At 55.4% G+C, this 17,082-nt stretch carries 15 protein-coding genes; 4 read left to right on the forward strand and 11 right to left on the reverse strand.

The window, feature by feature from the left end; genetic code table 11:
- On the forward strand, positions 1–609 hold a 609-nt coding region (locus tag G512_RS22815; RefSeq protein WP_036489797.1), incomplete at its 5' end, for an energy transducer TonB family protein.
- A 21-nt stretch (positions 610–630) separates the two neighbouring features.
- Here G512_RS22815 and rirA read toward each other — a convergent pair.
- Positions 631–1,122 (reverse strand): iron-responsive transcriptional regulator RirA, encoded by a 492-nt coding sequence (gene rirA, locus G512_RS21105; RefSeq protein ID WP_028482122.1) that lies wholly within the window; start codon positions 1,120–1,122, stop codon positions 631–633.
- Between the two features lie 594 nt (positions 1,123–1,716).
- Here rirA and G512_RS21110 point away from each other — a divergent pair.
- Both G512_RS21110 and G512_RS0113155 read left to right on the forward strand, forming a co-directional pair.
- Entirely contained in the window at positions 1,717–3,108 is a 1,392-nt protein-coding gene (locus G512_RS21110; protein WP_051269332.1) for a cytochrome ubiquinol oxidase subunit I, read from the forward strand.
- Positions 3,105–4,115, forward strand: a complete 1,011-nt coding sequence (locus tag G512_RS0113155; protein WP_028482123.1) for a cytochrome d ubiquinol oxidase subunit II — start codon at positions 3,105–3,107, stop codon at positions 4,113–4,115. Before G512_RS21110 ends, G512_RS0113155 begins: the two co-directional genes overlap by 4 nt.
- 63 nt (positions 4,116–4,178) lie before the next feature.
- On the opposite strand, the gene G512_RS0113160 is transcribed toward G512_RS0113155, so the two are convergent.
- The 9 genes from G512_RS0113160 to G512_RS0113205 all read right to left on the reverse strand — a co-directional run bounded on the left by G512_RS0113160 (position 4,179) and on the right by G512_RS0113205 (position 12,954).
- Positions 4,179–4,514, reverse strand: coding sequence for a GYD domain-containing protein (locus G512_RS0113160; protein ID WP_081657484.1), 336 nt, complete (start codon positions 4,512–4,514; stop codon positions 4,179–4,181).
- The gene (locus G512_RS0113165) at positions 4,511–4,945 is read right to left on the reverse strand and encodes an OsmC family protein (RefSeq protein WP_028482125.1); all 435 of its coding nucleotides are present in this window, start codon (positions 4,943–4,945) and stop codon (positions 4,511–4,513) included. The genes G512_RS0113160 and G512_RS0113165 overlap by 4 nt, the downstream gene beginning before the upstream one ends.
- 18 nt (positions 4,946–4,963) lie before the next feature.
- Positions 4,964–6,253, reverse strand: a complete 1,290-nt coding sequence (locus G512_RS0113170) for a TRAP transporter large permease (RefSeq protein WP_028482126.1) — start codon at positions 6,251–6,253, stop codon at positions 4,964–4,966.
- A 31-nt stretch (positions 6,254–6,284) separates the two neighbouring features.
- Positions 6,285–6,800 carry a TRAP transporter small permease gene (locus G512_RS0113175; protein ID WP_028482127.1) on the reverse strand — a complete coding sequence of 172 codons (516 nt, stop codon included), beginning with the start codon at positions 6,798–6,800 and terminating at the stop codon, positions 6,285–6,287.
- Positions 6,801–6,825: 25 nt separating this feature from the next.
- Positions 6,826–7,833 carry a TRAP transporter substrate-binding protein DctP gene (gene dctP / locus G512_RS0113180; RefSeq protein WP_028482128.1) on the reverse strand — a complete coding sequence of 336 codons (1,008 nt, stop codon included), beginning with the start codon at positions 7,831–7,833 and terminating at the stop codon, positions 6,826–6,828.
- Positions 7,834–8,124: 291 nt separating this feature from the next.
- On the reverse strand, positions 8,125–9,303 hold the full coding sequence (locus tag G512_RS0113185; protein ID WP_028482129.1) for a BaiN/RdsA family NAD(P)/FAD-dependent oxidoreductase: 1,179 nt from the start codon (positions 9,301–9,303) through the stop codon (positions 8,125–8,127).
- Positions 9,304–9,414: 111 nt separating this feature from the next.
- On the reverse strand, positions 9,415–10,503 hold the full coding sequence (locus tag G512_RS0113190; RefSeq protein WP_028482130.1) for a TRAP transporter substrate-binding protein: 1,089 nt from the start codon (positions 10,501–10,503) through the stop codon (positions 9,415–9,417).
- Between the two features lie 66 nt (positions 10,504–10,569).
- Complete coding sequence (locus G512_RS0113195; RefSeq protein WP_028482131.1) at positions 10,570–11,148, reverse strand: TetR/AcrR family transcriptional regulator; 579 nt, start codon at positions 11,146–11,148, stop codon at positions 10,570–10,572.
- Between the two features lie 585 nt (positions 11,149–11,733).
- Entirely contained in the window at positions 11,734–12,954 is a 1,221-nt protein-coding gene (locus G512_RS0113205) for a TIGR03862 family flavoprotein (RefSeq protein ID WP_028482133.1), read from the reverse strand.
- Between the two features lie 499 nt (positions 12,955–13,453).
- On the opposite strand from G512_RS0113205, the gene G512_RS21115 reads away from it, so the two are divergent.
- Positions 13,454–14,455, forward strand: coding sequence for a crotonase/enoyl-CoA hydratase family protein (locus G512_RS21115; RefSeq protein WP_051269334.1), 1,002 nt, complete (start codon positions 13,454–13,456; stop codon positions 14,453–14,455).
- A gap of 21 nt (positions 14,456–14,476) precedes the next feature.
- Here G512_RS21115 and G512_RS21120 read toward each other — a convergent pair whose 3' ends face one another.
- Positions 14,477–17,080, reverse strand: a complete 2,604-nt coding sequence (locus G512_RS21120; RefSeq protein WP_051269336.1) for an ATP-binding protein — start codon at positions 17,078–17,080, stop codon at positions 14,477–14,479.
- Positions 17,081–17,082: the final 2 nt, after the last annotated feature.

The raw sequence follows: 17,082 nt of genomic DNA on the forward strand, positions 1-17,082 counted from the left end.
CCAGAGCCAGAGCCAGAGCCAGAGCCAGAGCCAGAGCCAGAGCCAGAGCCAGAGCCAGAGCCAGAGCCAGAGCCAGAGCCAGAGCCAGAGCCAGAAGAAACGAAACAGGTCGAAGAGCCTGTTCAGGAGGTCATTACTGCGATCCCACGGCCTGCGCCGCCGCGGCCTGAGAAGGTTGTGCGCAAACAGCCAGCGCAGCAAGCCAAGCGGGCAGGTGCGGAGGTGAGTTCGCGACGTGGCGCCGCGACCCAGCAACACACGGGCCCTTCGAGCAGTTCATCAGGCAAGGCCTCTGCGAGTTCGGAGGCCGGAAATGCTGCACGGGACAACTACTTGGGGCGTGTGCGCCGCGAGTTAAACCGCGCTGCGCAGCGCAGTTATCCGTCGTCTGCACGGCGGCGGCGCATCGAAGGCCGGCCGCTTGTTTCGTTTGTGATTAACAAGAATGGTGGGATTTCTGGTTTGCGCTTGCTGAAAAGCAGCGGCCATAAAGCGCTGGATGAAGCTGCATTGAAGGCTGTACGCCGCGCAGCACCGTTTCCAGACTTGCCGTCTGCCTTTGGGGCTACAAGTCTGCCGTTGCGTGTGCCGATCGTCTTTCGAATCTGACCGTCAAACGCGGGAAGCTGCTCATACGTGAGCAGCTTCTCCCGATTTTACGTTGGCCTTGGAAGAGGCGAGTGGAATGTCTTCCATTTGCAACAGATACCGAATGTTGGCACGATTTTCCGCCAGTTCGGCAATGGTGCATTTGTCCAGAACGGCAAGAAACGCCTGAAGTGCTTCTGTCAGCACGCTGTTAAAGCCGCAGTGGTTCACAAGCGGGCAGTCCTGCCGCCCACTATCGAAACATTCCGCCAACAGGAATGATTCTTCGGTTGCACGTACAACCTGCCCAACCGTGATCTCGGAGGCTGGTCGAGGCAAAACAATGCCGCCATTTCGGCCGCGGATGGTTTTCATCAAATCCGCGTCAACAAGTACCTTCATGATCTTGAACAGATGCGTCTCCGACATGGAAAAGGCGGCAGCGATATCGGCCACCTTGCTTGGCTTATCCGGATTGGCGGCGCAGTACATCAAGGTACGTACGGCGTAATTGGTCTGTTGGGTTAGTCTCATAGTAGAATCTATGTGTCCTGGATGAGGTGGCGTCAACATAAAATATGCGGATTAAACTCAAGAATAAATCATTCCTAGTTTAGAGTCATTAAAAAAATGAGCCGTATCCACCTGGGCAGGTTTAAGAAGGTGGCATGGGGGGCAACGTCTCGTCGGTGGTGTGGGTCTTGCTGTAACTGGCCGAAAGCCATGAGACGTTTGCGGCGGGGCCGTCAGCTATACGGGTGGGTTTGCGTTTGTTGAATGTTTGTCAGCCTTTCAGCACTTTGGACAGGGTGTCACGGGCTGGATATTGTACGCCAAGCGGAAGCGGAAGAAGTAGCCTATCCGCCGAATTCAATCGACAACGCAATAGCTTGCGGTACGTCTTGATGTGTTTTGAGAAATATCAGCCTGCATTTCGATTTGTGTCCCGAGAACGCTTCTTGATTGAAGAAAGTTTGTGTGCGGTGCCTTGTCGCAGAGATCTGTTTCGGTTCGTATTGCTCCCTATAATCATTCTTAAAAACGCATGGTCCGTGACGTGATCTGACCTGAAACCGCCACCAAGAAGCGGAGGGATCACGTCCTAAACAAAGTTTTTGAGGATAGATCATGGACGCCCTCATCCTGTCCCGCATTCAGTTTGGTGCGAACATCTCGTTTCACATACTCTTTCCCACCATCACCATTGCGCTGGGTTGGTTGCTGCTGTTCTTCAAGCTGCGGTTCAACGCTACGGGCGATGAAAAGTGGATGGATGCCTACCGCTACTGGGTCAAGGTCTTTGCTCTGACATTTGCGCTTGGCGTGGTGTCCGGCATTACCATGTCGTTTCAGTTCGGCACGAACTGGCCGGGCTTCATGGAGGCCGTGGGCAACATCGCTGGACCCTTGCTGGCCTACGAAATCTTGACAGCGTTCTTTCTGGAAGCCGTGTTTCTGGGCATCATGCTGTTCGGGTTTTCCAAGGTTCCAAACTGGTTGCACACCACTGCAACGGTGCTGGTGGCCTTCGGCACGACCATGTCCGCCTTCTGGATCTTGGTATTGAACAGCTGGATGCACACGCCTGCCGGGTTTGAAATGCGCGATGGTGTTGCTCATGCAACGGATTGGTTGGCCATCATTTTCAACCCGTCCATGCCATATCGGTTGGGGCACACGTTGCTGGCATCCGGTCTGACCGTCGCCTTCCTCGTTGCTGGTGTTTCGGCCTTCCGCCTGCTTATTGGTGACAAGGGCCGCAGTGTGCGCGCTACCTTCGCCACCGGTGTTGGTTTGGCGGCCCTGCTGATCCCGGCGCAAATCCTGATGGGTGACATGCATGGTCTCAATACCCTTGAGCATCAACCGCAAAAGGTTGCCGCGATGGAAGGGAACTGGGAAACCCGTTCAAATGTACCACTGGTGTTGTTTGCCATTCCGGATGAGGAGGCGCGTGAAAACAAGTGGGCTGTCACCATTCCCAATGGCGCATCCCTCATTTTGAAGCATTCTGCCGATGGCGTCGTACCCGGCTTGAATGATTTTGTCGCAGAGGATGGGACAGCATTGCACCCGCCCGTGGCGCCGGTGTTCTTCAGCTTCCGCATCATGGTTGGTATTGGCTTTGCCATGCTGGCATTGAGCTGGGCGGCAACGGTCATGATGGTGCGCAAGCGCCGTGGTGTTGAAGGCGTGCCCCGTCTGGTGCTGTGGGCCTTCCTCGGCATGACCTTCTCCGGTTGGGTCGCGACCCTTGCGGGATGGTACACAACCGAGATTGGCCGCCAGCCGTGGCTGGTTGATGGTATTCTCACCACCGCTCAGGCTGTCGGCGATGTTGCGCCCGGCATGGTGATGAGCTCGCTGATTGGGTACCTCGTTGTCTATGCCGTCCTGCTGGTGGCCTATATCGGCGTCATCTTCTATCTGGCTCGCAAAGCGTCCAATCGCATGAACGAGACCTTGTGGGCTGGCTTGCGAGGCGGCGTCAACAACAAGACTGCGGAGCAAGCATCATGACATTTCTCGGCGACCCAAGCGTATCGCTGCCCATCATCTTTGCGGTGCTGCTCGGCGTTTCCATCTTGATCTATGTGGTTCTGGATGGATTTGATCTGGGAGTGGGGCTCTTGAGCCCCCTCGCAACTGACGGTCATCGCGATCGCATGGTGGCGTCCATTGGCCCGTTCTGGGATGCAAATGAAACGTGGTTGGTGTTGGCGGTTGGCTTGTTGCTGGTCGCCTTTCCGGCCGCGCACGGCGCCATTCTGACCGCCCTTTACCTGCCGGTGTTTGTACTTCTGATCGGGTTGATCCTGCGCGGTGTGGCTTTCGAGTTTCGGGCAAAGGCTCCCGTTGACAAGAAAGCCGCGTGGGACTTTGCCTTCTTTCTCGGCAGCTTGATGGCCGCAGTCTCTCAAGGGTTCATGCTTGGCCTATATATCATGGGCTTGCAGTTCACCGGTGTTGCTCTGGCGTTTGCTGCGCTCACTGCCGCCTTCCTGCCCGTCGGCTACAGCTTCATCGGAGCCTGCTGGTTGATCATGAAAACGTCGGGCGAATTGCAGGCCAAGGCTTTGCGCTGGGCACGCAAGAGCTTGTGGGGCGTGGGCTTTGGTCTTCTGTTAATCTCGTTTGCCACACCCATGGCCAGTCTGCGCATATTTGATAAGTGGTTGTCGTTCCCGGAAGCTATCCTGTTGGCGCCGCTGCCCTTGTTGTCACTGGCAATTCTGGTGCTGCTGTGGTTGGCGCTGCAGCGTCTGCCCACCAGAAATGACAGCTGGGCCTGGGCCCCGTTCGCATTTGCGACCGTTCTGTTCTTTCTGGCGTTCTGTGGGTTGGCCTATTCGTTCTACCCCTATGTGGTTCCGGAGCAATTGACGATTTATGAGGCCGCGGCCGCGCCAGAAAGCCTCTTCATCATACTGGTCGGCGCGTGCGTGGTTCTGCCCATCATTCTTGCGTACTCTGCCCTGTCGTTTTTTGTTTTCCGCGGCAAGGCAACCGAATTGCGCTACGACTGACGGAAAAAGGCGCGAGGTGGTTTGCCCCGCGCCTTCAACTCTCACGCCTGCGGTTCGGGTAGTTCAGTCTGAGTCACCGAACTTTTGATAGGTATGTTGGCCCGCAACGCGCATGGCTTCCATGCCGTCTTCAAAGCTCATCAGCGGGGTGCATTCAAACGCGCGCAACCCACCTCCAGCCATACACATCATTTCAAAGGCTTTCATGGTTACGTTGTCGGGCATCTCGATGATGGCGGTTGAATTGAACCTGCCAAAGCTCAACCACGACCCGACGAAGCGGCCACCCATCTGCTCCACCAGTGGGATCATGGTGGAAAGACGGTTTTCGGGCTTTTCGACCAACGCCTTGATGGAGTCCGCAGTAAATGCCACTTGAATGAGATAATGAGCCATCATTCAGCTCCGTTTCCGGCGTCGCGGCGCAAGGTCAGCGTGATTTCAGCATTCAGGGTATTGCTGACCGTGCACATTTCCTTGGCAAGTTTCAGAAGGCTCTGCGCCACGTCATCGTCTTCAATACCCTCCAGACCAACGGCCACGTTGAAACGGCCAAACCGGCTTGGCAGATCTTCGGCCTTGGCGGCGGTCACTGTCATGTCCACCTTGCCAAGTGTCAGTTTTTTCTGCGCAGCAGCCATTTCAAGCGAAATGCCAACACAGGAGCCAAGGGCAGCCATGATCAGATCGTAAGGTGCACTCACGTCAGGCGACGCTGGTGCCCCGCTCAGGGAAACGTGACCGGCATCCGTCGTTGTAGTGAAAGTGCCATCACCATTGGCTGTTAAAGTGAGCGGTCCAAAAGACTTTGGTTTGATTTTTATTGCCATGTGGCTTGAAGCCTCCGGTTAGAAAAAGTGCGCGGGCAAAACCAGCACGATCTGGGGAAAGAGGGTCAGAATGACCAGCGCCATCAGAAAGATCAGCCAGTACGGAATGGCGGAAAGGGCCGCGGAACCAAGCGGGACCTCGTTTTTGGTCAAAGACGACAAGACAGACAGGTTCAGCCCGACTGGAGGGGTGATCTGCCCGATTTCGATCATGATGGTGATCATCACACCGAGCCAGATCGGATGAAATCCAAGTCCCGTCAGAAGCGGAAACACAATGGGCAGTGTCATGATCATCAAGGACAGACCATCGAAGATACAGCCGAGCAGCAAATAGACCAGAACCACAAGGATCAGAATGCCATAGCGATTCAGGCCGCTGCTTGTCGCCAGTTCAAGAATATCTTGAGGTATGCCGAGCAAGGCCACGGACTGCGCGAGAATGGTAGCGCCAATGAGGACAAGGCCAATGGCAGCGTAAAGTTGAACGGCGCGATAAAACGCCTCCCAGAGCTTGCCAAATGAAAAGTCGCCCCATACGAAGGCAATAACCACCGCAGCCCCAACACCCACAGCCGCAGCTTCGGTTGGCGTTGCCCAGCCGAACGTGATGCTGCCCATGATGGCGAAGATGAGTAGCAGAATAGGCCAGATACGGAATGCACCGAGGATGATCTGCAATGGTGACTGCGTCAGGGCTTCCCGAGGATAGAGCGAGGGATCATGAAGGCAGCGCAGCAAGATGTAGCCCATGAACATGAGCGCCACCAACAAGCCAGGCAGAATGCCCGCGACGAACAATTGACCGATGGATGTTTCGGTCAGGGCACCGAAAATCAGGAACGAAAGGCTTGGCGGGATGAGCAGCCCCAATGTGCCGCCCCCGGCGAGGCTGCCAACCACCATATGCTTGTTGTAGCCGCGCCCGGTCATCTCCGGATAGGCAACGGAGCCGATTGCGGCCGCTGTTGAGAGGCTGGAGCCACTTACCGCCCCGAAAAGCGTGCATACAGCGATGTTGGTGTGCAGCAAGCCGCCCGGCACCTTTGTAAATGCGGGGCTGAGAGCGGAATAGACACGCTCGCTCAATCCGCTGCGCAGCAGTATTTCGCCAAGCACGATGAACAGCGGAATGGCACTGAGCGTGAAGGAGTTGAAGACGTTCCACACCGCATCAAGCGCCAAGGAGGTCGCCCCGCCCACGAAGAAGTGCAAGATGATGAGGCCCGTCAGACCCAGCGCTGCACCCAATGCCGCCCCGGTCGCCGCGCTGAGGGTCAGGGCCGAAAACAGAGTTGTCCAGAACATGCGTTTTGGTTTCGTCTCTCTGGAGACGCCTTTATTGTAGCTGCGGTTTTGAAAGGCTTTTTGCCAGCAAATGCAAAAACTGAACTGCCAGGATCAGTGCGGTAAGGCTGAAGGATATCGGAACCACCATCATCCACGGCACCATGGGAATTTGGGTGGCCTCCGTCTTCAGATTCAGACGCATGGCAAATTCCATCCATGGAATGGCTTCCCAGATCAGCCAGCAGAAAAAGCTGAGGGCCACCAACGCAGACAAGGCGCCCATGATGGCCTGACCGCGCGCTGCCAGACGGTTCACCACGAGTGTGACCTGTATGTGGCTGTTGCGTAACGTAACCAGCGGCAATGCGCACATCATGGTGACGCAAAGCAGCAAACCCACCAGCTCTTCGGCGAAGAACAGCGGCGAGTTGGCAACCCTGCGCATGATCACACTGACGCAGATGACACTGGTGATTGCGGCCGCAGAAATAGCGGAAATACAAGCAAGAAAGCGGGCCAGATAATCCAGCCCGCATTCCAGCTTTTCAAGCATTTTGACGATCACGAGGATCTAGCCCCTTAATCTCGGTTTACTCGCGGCCCAGTGCTTCCAGGACGCGTTCACGATACTCGGGAGCCTTCCCACCGGCTTCCTCGGTTATTTCCTTCCAGGTCTCGGAAACCGTCTCAAGGAACAGCGCCCGATCTTCCTCAGGGAAATCTTCAAGGAAGGTGACACCCTGTTGGCCCAGCTTTTCGCGTGCAGCAAGTTCACGTTCATAGTCGCTGGAGTACTCGTTGGTGCGTTCCCAAAGCGCATCTGCAGCTTGGGTCAAGGCAGCCTTTTCGTCTTCCGGCAGCGCATTCCACTTGGTGGTGGCCATGCCCAGCGTATAAGGACCAGCGGCGATCGGGTAGAGGTAGGCCGCATACTTGGCCGTTTCCTGCAGCGATGCTGTATGGGCATAAAGGGCCGGATACAGAGCGCAGTCCACCACACCAGTCTTCATGGAGATATACATCTCGTCTTGGTTGATGATCTGTGCCGATACACCCAGTTTGGTGAAGGTCATCACCTGATCACGGGTCCAAACACGCAACTTCTTGGTGCGCAGGTCATCCAGCGTTCGAACCGGCTCATCACGGCAGAAAACCGAAGCGTAAAGCATTGGAATGGCAAGGTTACCAACTGTCTTCACGCCCCATTCGTCGAACTCGGACTCGAAAATGTCGCGCACTACAGGAAGTGCGGCGGTCAATTCGTCAACGTTGCCAATGGAGCCTTGAACCAATACCGCACTCAGGGCAGGTGCGTCGCGGCCAAGATAGTTCGCCCACAGCAGGCTCATATCAACAACGCCCTTGGGCAGGGTGCGCAGCAGGTCGGCGTTTTCCAGAGTCATCGACCCGCCGTTGAAAAGCCGGATGGACAGCTCGCCATTGGAGTTTTCCTCCACGTCCTTGGCGAATTGGATCAGTTCCTGCGTTTCCGGGCGGCTCTCCGGCAGCGGATTGTTGAAACGAAGCTCTTTGGCATTTGCCGAAAAAGCGATGAGACCCGCTGCAGCAGCGGCGAAAAGATGCCTACGTACACTCATTTTTGATTTGAACTCCAACCCCTGTAATACCCCTGTTGGCCGAGGGATAACTTCCTGACGAAAAAGCGCATTCACGCTCACATCGGAAGTTGACCAACGCTTTGAAGTGTCTTTCGTATATTTTTTTTCATCTATTGGGCACGTATACTGTTCTAAATAGGAGGCGATTCCTAGTTTATTTTTCTGTTATGCTTGTGTTTGGGGAAACGTGTTGTCTATAGGCGCGACTTAAAGGGACGGTTTTCTAGAATTGTCTCGACTGAGGCCGGAAAAATAGGAAAATCTTCTGTCTCACACGTGCTGGCCGGCCGCATGGCCGGACGACCATGCCCATTGAAAATTGAAGCCGCCCAGGTGGCCTGTAATGTCTACCACCTCACCGATGAAGAACAGGCCTGGAACATCTTTCGCCTCCATTGTTTTGGAGGATAGGTTCGTGGTGTCGACGCCCCCAAGTGTAACCTCGGCTGTCCGGTAGCCTTCTGTACCAATTGGTTTGACCCGCCAGTTGTGAACGGCCTCGGCGGCACGGGTAAACACCTTGTCCGACTGATCTGCAAGGCGTCCCTGCAACTTGTGTTGTTCGCTCAAGAACGTGGCCAGCCTTTTGGGCAAGATTTCCGAGAGGCAAGTGCGCAGGTCCTGTCGGGGTGACGTGGTTCGCGCCTCTTTCAAAACAGATAGCAACTGCTGATCTGGCAACATGTTGACAGCTATGTCGTGTCCTTCGCGCCAGTACGATGAAATCTGCAGGATAGAGGGGCCAGATAGGCCGCGATGGGTAAACAGCATACCTTCTCGGAACTTGGTTTTGCCATAGGAAACAATGGCATCAACCGCAATTCCCGCAAGTTCGCTGGTACGTTGTTTCAGGGCGTCGTCAAAGGTAAGGGGCACAAGGGCCGCTCTGGGGGGTACGACCGGCAACCCAAACCGTTTGGCCACTTCATATCCGAAACCGGTTGCGCCCATTTTGGGAATTGAAGGACCTCCAGTCGCCACTACGAGCGATGTACACCGAAGTGCGCCCTTGTCGGTCGCAACACTGAAGCGTTCATCCGGTTTGTTGATATCACCAATTTTCGTGGCGAGCTGCACCTTCACGTTGGCGCGTTCGCATTCGCGCAGCAACATGGCAATGATGTCGTTGGCGCTCGTGTCGCAAAACAGCTGGCCTAGGGTTTTTTCGTGCCAAGGAATTCTATGGGAATCGACAAGCCCTATGAAATCATGCTGCGTATAGCGTTTTAAGGCGGATACGCAGAACCGAGGGTTTTCGCCCAGGAAGTTTGCTGGCGAGGCATGCAGGTTGGTAAAATTGCATCGTCCGCCACCGGAGATGCGAATTTTCTCCGCCGGTTTGGCTGAATGGTCCAGCACCAGCGTCTTGCGCCCGCGTTTGCCAGCTTCGATCGCACACATCAAACCGGCAGCGCCGGCACCCAGAACAATCACATCATAGTCTTGCATGGGCGCGTTATGGCAGGTTTTTCTGTGACGTCAAACGCAAATCACCATGAAAAAACCGGAGCCTGCGTCGTGCGGGCTCCGGCTTCCGATTCTATGTTGTTCCAACGGGCTCTATACGTCCCAAACCTTGGCTCGGTCGGTGTAAAGCTGGCCTTCCATGCCCTTTGTGTAAAGCGCACAGGCCTTTATGTAGTCCACATAGGCGTCATGGATCTTGTTGGATACGGCATCATCGCCCGGATAAGCCGCAACAACTTCCTTGGCAGCTGTCCCGAGCGCCTCGACAACATCATCAGGGAAAGCTGATATGACCGCGCCTTGCTCGATTAGGGCTGGCAGCAACATTGTGTTGTTGTAGCGGAACTCGGCGGTGGTGGATTCGGCTTGAGCCGTGGCCGCATTATCCAACACCGTTTTCAGATGAGGTGTCAGGTTCTCATAGATGTCTTGATTGACGATCATTTCCAGACCGGGACCTGGTTCATGAAAGGCCGGCAGGTAGTAGTAGGGTGCAACCTTCACAAATCCCAGCGCCATGTCGTTCCAGGGTCCGACAAACTCTGCGGCATCCACGACACCGGACTGTAAGGCGGAATAGATCTCCGGTGGTGGTGTCAAAACCGTGGTAACACCCAGTTTGCGCATGATGTCGCCGCCAAGGCCCGCAATTCGCATCTTCAGGCCGACAAGGTCGTCCAAAGAGGTGATTTGCTGCTTGAACCAGCCAGCTGCCTGCATACCCGAGTTGCCGACATAAAACGGCTTGACGCCATGCGGGGCGTACGCCTCATCCCACAGCGCCTGACCACCGCCGAATCGAATCCAGGCTGAGAGTTCCTCTGCATCCAGACCATACGGCATTGAAGTGAAATACATGGTCGAGCGCACCTGGCCGACCTGATAATAGGCGGCATTGTGTCCGATGTCGGCTGCACCACTGGAGACCGCCGAGAAAACCTCGAAAGGCGGCACCAGTTCACCACCCCCATAATAGGTGATCTCGATCTTGCCGTCAGACAACGCTTCAATGCGTCGGGCGAGTTGCTCAGCAGAGGTGCCAACACCCGGAAAACCCTTTGGAAATGCGCCAACAAGCTTCAATTTCAAAGGTGAGTTGGCCAAAGCGGGTGCTGCCAGGCCGGCAGCGCCGAGAGCCAGGCCGGACGTACCGGCTGTTTTCAAAAAGTCACGACGTTTCATAGTCTCCCCCCTAAAGTTTGATGGAGACTATCACAGGTTCTCAAGCTTGGAGATACTACTGTTCGCCTAAGCCGGTTCCGTCGGTAACTCGTTGGTTTCCAGCAGTTTCAGCATGCAATCCAGATGCGAGATGATTTGCTCCTGAGAAAAATCGAGCACGCGGAAAATCTGAATGCAGCGCAACCCCTCCGTTGCAAAATACACCATGGAGGCCAGTTTGGGGTTGTCCGATTCCGCAATGATACGAGCATAGATGTCTTCAGTGTAGACGCGGATCGGATCCAGCATTTCCGGTTGTTCTCCGATTGCAGCCAGAATGCCGAAATTTGGTTTGTGCCCTTGGCTGAACTTTGAGCGCAGTCCGATTAGATGGGCCCGGATGAGCTTGTTTGGCAGGCCATCTTCGGCCACCTCAGCCTCTGCCCGCGCTACATAGGCTTTCAGGTCCTCGATGAAATGGGCCACCATTGCGGCAATGAGATCATTCTTGGACGGGTAGTTATAAAGCAGCCCTCCTTTGGAAATGCCAGCCCGGGCTGCTACTTCATCCAGAGAGAAAGTGCTGCTGCGATGTGATGATACCACATCGATTGCCGCGTCCAGTATGAGCTTTCGGGTGTTTTGCGTACGGGGAGGGCGTCCCAATGTTGTTTCTCCAAGCCATCGTGTCTCCGACCAGAAAGCATAGTAGCTTCCGGGGCGCTCTGTAAATCCGGGGTAGGCCTAGAGCTATGGATACCAAAGGGTTTTGGCGGGACGCAGGAGATACCAGCGGTCTTTCATTGGTTAGCTGGCATGATTCAAGCATGTAGTGCACTGCGGGTTCTGCGACATTATTGATTGTAATTTGCAAGTTTCTGCCACAATTGTGGCCAGCTTCAGCCCTATTTCCAGCCTAAACAATTCGTGCATTCCGAGGCGAATGCTCGCGCTTTGTTGCGGGTCATGCCCAAGTGCACAGCTAATAGACCAAGTCGCGCTGTTCAGCGCCACAAATCAACAGTTTCACTAAAGAAACGCAGATCGGCTCAAGCCGACTGATACGGTGACGCAGGAAGTGGTTCACCTGCGTAGCACCTTCTTTGGATCGGGCAGTCAAGCCCTCCACTTGCCGGTTGTCTTCCTCCCTAGGCAACCAGCCTGCCCGAATAGCAATGGCACCGGACACTCCCATCCGGTGCCTTTTCTTTTGTCGGGACCCGATTTTGGGGCGTGAAGGTGTTTGAGCGTTTACGTGCGTTCGTTTGAAAGAAAGTGATGTATTCCGCGTGCGGCTGCGTTTGCGCTGGCAAATACACCCTGAAGCAGATAGCCGCCGGTTGGAGCCTCCCAATCCAGCATTTCACCGCAAACAAAAACACCGGCTTTCTTGCGCAGCATGAAGTGCTCGTCGATTTCGGTAAAGGCAAGGCCGCCCGCTGAGGAAATGGCGCGCTCTATTGGGCGCGGGGCAGTCAGGAGGAGGGGAAGGCACTTGATCTGGTGCGCAAGCGCCGTCGGCTCGTCGGCAACGGTCCCTGCTTCCCTCATGAGCGCCAGTGCCAGCGGGGATAACTTCAAGACCTTCCGCAGATAGGTCGAGCGGCTTTGTTTGCCGCGCGGACGCTGCAGCCGGTTGACGATCGCCTCTTTTGACAGATCCGGTTTCAGATCCAGCCACAGGGTGGTGTTGCCGTCGCGTTCTATGGCTTGGCGCAACTGTCGAGCCAGCGCATAGATCCCGCCGCCTTCAAGGCCGCTGCGATCGATCATGATTTCGCCAACCAACCGAGTGGTTTCGTGGGTCAGACCAATCTTCTTCAACGGTGCCCCGGCGAACCGGGAAACGAAGTCTTCGGACAAGGGGGCTTCAAAGCCGCAATTGGTGGGAGCGAGCGGTGCGCATGAGACGCCTTCCTGGTTCATCCAGTTGACCCACGCGCCGGTTGATCCCAATCGTGCCCAGGATCCGCCCCCCAGTGCCAGCAGAACGGCATCGCTTTCAAGCACTATGTTTTCGTGCGGTGCCTCCTTTGAGGCTATCTGCAAATGCCCGGAACTGGAAAAGCCGGTGCAAGACCAGCCGAGTTGAAAGGACACGCCTTGAGCGTCCAGTCGCCTCAACCATGCACGCAACAACGGCGAAGCCTTGAAGCTTTTGGGAAATACGCGCCCACTGGATCCGACGAAGGTCGGCTCCCCCAACTCATGACACCAGTGCCGCAATGCGGATGGCGGAAACTGGCGGATGCTCTCCAGCAGGAGAGGTTCCTGTGGGTGATAGCGCTTGAGGAAAGCGTCCAGCGGTTCGCTGTGCGTCAGGTTCAAGCCTCCGCGTCCGGCCAGCAGGAACTTGCGCGCCACGGAGGGCATGTGATCCACCACCCGGACCGAATAGCCAATGGCACTCAAGATTTCCGCAGCAAACAGGCCGCCGGGACCAGCGCCGATAACTGAAACTGATTTGGGCACTTTGAACTCATCTGACAGGAACACGTAAACTGCTGTAGGCGCTAGAGCCTTTCCTGGGAAAAATCAACGATGGAGATGGAGCGGTCGTTTCAAGGGTCTGTTCATGGCGGTGTTTTGCACTCAAATTTCTGATGTTGTGGCAAGAATATGTTCAGCTTTACGTGAGCTGATCTGGCTCTGATGCGGTTTATGCAAATTGCAAACGTTAGGTCGCTTTGCTGTAAAGCATGAAAAAAATTATATAAAACGAGATAAACACTAAAATTATAACTATAAATTATTATGTTATGGTTAATATAAAATCAAAATAATATCGACATGCTAAATAAATTCTTTATCCTTACTGAAAAATTGGAATGAACAGCTGTTGCCGTCGCGCTACCGTGACGGCTGACACAAGTTGGTAGGCAGTGACAATCCGGGGCCGTGGAATGCGGATGGTTGAAGCTGATCGGGCATCAGAAGTGGCGTGCCATGAACGCAAGAGCAAGAGGGCGTGATGTCTGAGAAGGTTGAAAGAGCAATGGGCAACAAAACGGCAGAAATGATGGAACGTGGTGTGCTGACGGAAAGTTTGACGCAACAGGATGCGGCACAGCAGGACGCGGGTTCCGTGTCTCAGGTGTCGCTCTCTCAGAAATTTGCCTCTGTACAGCTGAACAGTCTGGATCTGGAGTTCGATGATGACACCCGCGCGCTATGGGTTTTCATGAAAGGCAAGGGGCGCCCATGCTTTTCTCCGGAGCTCCTGAGTGATCTTGCAGGGGCCCAAGTGGTCATCAAGCGGCTTTATGAAACCTATCGCCGCGCCATGCCGGAGCCGATCCGCTACAACGTCATCGCATCGCGCAATCCGTTGATCTACAACTTGGGGGGTGACCTGGGCCTGTTTGTCGATCTGATCAAACAGCGGGAACGTCTTGCGCTTGAGAAATACGCCGTTGACTGCATTGATGTTGTTTATGGCAACGCCATATCGCTGAATTTGCCTTATATAACGGTCGGTTTGGTTCAGGGCGATGCGCTGGGCGGGGGGTTCGAAACGGCCCTGTCCTGTGATGTGATCATTGCCGAACGTCAGGCTAAGTTCGGATTGCCCGAAGTCTTGTTCAACCTGTTTCCGGGGATGGGGGCCTACAGCTTCCTGAGCCGGAAAGTTGACGGCCACCGCGCTGAAGAAATGATGATGAGCGGCCGAATATACACCGCAGAAGAGCTTCAGGAACTGGGGTTGGTTGATGTGGTTGTTGAGCCCGGAGAAGGCGTTGCCGCAACACAGGACTACATCCAGCGCAACATGCGCAAGTTCAACGCCCACTCCGCAATCTATCGCAGTGGTCGGGTTGTAAAGCCGGTTTCCTATCAGGAATTGCGACAGGTTGTAGATCTGTGGGTAGAGGCTGCCCTGCAACTGTCATCGTCGGACCTGCGCAAGATGGAGCGGTTGGTCAAGGCGCAGAACCGCTTTGATATTGATGCCAAGGATACATTGGCTCTTTGACGCCCTGTTAAGAGCACCGGTTCATTTGCGTAATTGCACCGGTGCTGCTTCTTCTGGTTGGCCAAGATTCAGCGCATAGGCATGCAAACCAGCTCGCGCCTTTTCGAGGGCGTCTGCGAGTTTGGTCACCATGGCATCGCCTTCGGCCATCAGGTCGGGCGCGCGTGCCGTTTCCCAGCGCTGACACAGCGCGGCCACATCTTGTGCGCCAATGTTGGCCGAGGCCGAGTTCAACGCATGAGCCTTGTCCCGAATGGCGATCGGGTCCTTGTCGTTTACCGCAGCGCTGAATTCCTCCAGCAAGGTTGCTGCATCCTCCAGATAATCTGCGATGACTCCGCTCACAAAGTCCGCTCCACCCAGATTGGCCAGATTGTCCAGACAGGTATAATCGATTGCGCCACACGGCTGCGACGGTGACGACGGGAACGCAGCCACGCTGACCAGCTTGTCTGCCGTGGCTGCGGTGTCTGTTTCCGGTGTGCGCCGTCCAAGTTCCGTTACGGTGTTGTCAATCAACGTCAACAGGACATCTGGCTCAATCGGCTTGGTTGCGCAAGCGTCCGCACCTGCTTCCAGAGCCCGCCGCGTGGCCGCGGGTGTCGCGTCGGCGGTGAGCGCAACGATGGGCAAATGCCCTTCACCATGTTCCGTAAGGCGGTGCAACTTGATGGCTTCCAAACCATTGATCACCGGCATGTTCAGATCCATCAAGGCGAGGTCAAAAACCTCTTCTTCCATGGCATCCAGCGCTTCTTCTCCGTTGTCAACAATGGTGCAGTGGTGGCCGCCGCGCTCCAAGATCTTGCTTATGACGCGCTGATTGGTCTTGTTGTCTTCGGCAACCAGAACGCTGAGGCCCTTGTGGGTTTGATAAATGCGTTCAGCAAGGGTGGGCGGTTCGGCTGCTTGCTGGGGGGGTCGAGCCCCGGTGATTTGAAGGACGCGATAAAGATCCTCCTCGGCGCGCGCGAGGTCCAACAGGCTTCGGCACCTGTTGTAGACATTCTCGACCTCCTCCAGAGGTGTCTCGGTTGTTTTCAAAAGAACCAGATGAGCGTCAATGAGACGATCTGGAGACTGGATGGCGTGCCCCAGCACTTCAATTGGCCCATGGACACATTGTTCATCGATGAACAGGATCGCTTCTCGCACGCCCTGAACTGTCAGCTCGCCCAACATGGCGATTGCCGCGCTGGGCGTTGGTGCATGCCGCGCGCTGATGCCGAACCGGGCCAGACCTTTGGCAAGGCGCTCCGCGATCTGGTCGTGCTCCGTCACAATGAAGTAAATTGCTTCGGCAAACACAAGCCGCTCCGGTCGGGTGGAAGCAACCCGCTTGACCGGTATCTCAAGGGTGAAGGTACTGCCAATCCCCACCGTACTGTCGACGCTGATGCTGCCTCCCATGCCTTCCACCACCTGTTTTACGATGGTCAGGCCCAGGCCGGTGCCGCCAAAGCGATCGACGATGGTTTCGTCTGCTTGCGTGAAGCGTTCAAAGATGCGTGTTTGAGCCTCCTCGGAAATGCCAATTCCGCTGTCGGCCACCTGAATGACGAGATGAGCATCGCTGCCACTGTTGTCGCGTTGAAAAGCGCGAATGGCCACGAAACCAGAGTGCGTGAACTTGAGTGCGTTTCCGGTCAGGTTGATGAGGACTTCATGCAGATGCCGGTGATCACCCACCAGCATGTCCTCGACTTCGGGGCTGATAAAACGGCAGAAGCGCAGGTTTCTGGCGCGCGCTTGCCCGCCCACAATCTGTGCAGTTTCGCGAAAAAGCTCATCCACACTGAACACGCCATGCTTGATGTCCAGCTCTCCTGCCTCAATGCGGGAAAAATCAAGAATGCCGTCGATCAGGGAAAGCAGGGACTGTGCTGAACTCTTGATGGTCACCGTCATCTCATGCTGGTCTTGATCCAGCTTGGTGTCCTTGAGCATTTCGCCCATGCCGATAATGGCGTTGAGCGGTGTCCTCAATTCATGACTGACGGCGGTGAGGAACTGTGTCTTGGCCTGGCTGGCGGCTTCGGCCGCGCGCTTGGCACGGGATAAATCCCGGATCAATTTCGCGGCGTAGATCGGCACAATGATCAAACAAGCCAGTAGCCCCCAACCCAACTGTGCCTGTTCCTGCCAATAAGGGGTAGTGAGCACCAGCGAAAACCCTGCCACCGACAACAGGCAGGACATGACGAGGTATTTGATGCCGAAACGAAACCCATTGCCAAAGATCACCCAAAGATAGATAGGGAAGGTGATTGCAACAAACTGCCCGCCTGCGTACATGGCGAGGGTCAACATGCCCAAATCCATGACCATGGCGCATGTGCGTCGCACGGCGTTGGGTTTTTTTGCCCGCAGCACCAGAATGAACAATACGGCCGTGCCCACCAGAAACGACAGAAGCATGGTGGTGCCGAAATTGTGTCTGTCGATGAGGAAACGGGCATCCGACATGGCATAGGGCATCAACACCAACGCAATGAGTACCCGGTTCAGGCTCATTTCCGTCTCGCCGCCTGTTGCCGCGTTAGAGCGTCTGAAGGCAGCATAAGCGTTGCTTACCAGTCGCGTCAGGCGTTCCAAGGCGGGTTTCAGAGGCGTGTCCTTGCGCATCC

It is taken from the genome of Pseudovibrio exalbescens DSM 16456 (assembly GCF_000422785.1).
GTDB lineage: Bacteria > Pseudomonadota > Alphaproteobacteria > Rhizobiales > Stappiaceae > Pseudovibrio > Pseudovibrio exalbescens.

Coding starts and splice junctions, on each gene's coding strand:
- rirA (WP_028482122.1), bottom strand. CDS start 1,122: ATGAGACTAACCCAACAGACCAATTACGCCGTACGTACCTTGATGTAC.
- G512_RS21110 (WP_051269332.1), top strand. CDS start 1,717: ATGGACGCCCTCATCCTGTCCCGCATTCAGTTTGGTGCGAACATCTCG.
- G512_RS0113155 (WP_028482123.1), top strand. CDS start 3,105: ATGACATTTCTCGGCGACCCAAGCGTATCGCTGCCCATCATCTTTGCG.
- G512_RS0113160 (WP_081657484.1), bottom strand. CDS start 4,514: ATGATGGCTCATTATCTCATTCAAGTGGCATTTACTGCGGACTCCATC.
- G512_RS0113165 (WP_028482125.1), bottom strand. CDS start 4,945: ATGGCAATAAAAATCAAACCAAAGTCTTTTGGACCGCTCACTTTAACA.
- G512_RS0113170 (WP_028482126.1), bottom strand. CDS start 6,253: ATGTTCTGGACAACTCTGTTTTCGGCCCTGACCCTCAGCGCGGCGACC.
- dctP (WP_028482128.1), bottom strand. CDS start 7,833: ATGAGTGTACGTAGGCATCTTTTCGCCGCTGCTGCAGCGGGTCTCATC.
- G512_RS0113185 (WP_028482129.1), bottom strand. CDS start 9,303: ATGCAAGACTATGATGTGATTGTTCTGGGTGCCGGCGCTGCCGGTTTG.
- G512_RS0113190 (WP_028482130.1), bottom strand. CDS start 10,503: ATGAAACGTCGTGACTTTTTGAAAACAGCCGGTACGTCCGGCCTGGCT.
- G512_RS21115 (WP_051269334.1), top strand. CDS start 13,454: ATGTCTGAGAAGGTTGAAAGAGCAATGGGCAACAAAACGGCAGAAATG.
- G512_RS21120 (WP_051269336.1), bottom strand. CDS start 17,080: ATGCGCAAGGACACGCCTCTGAAACCCGCCTTGGAACGCCTGACGCGA.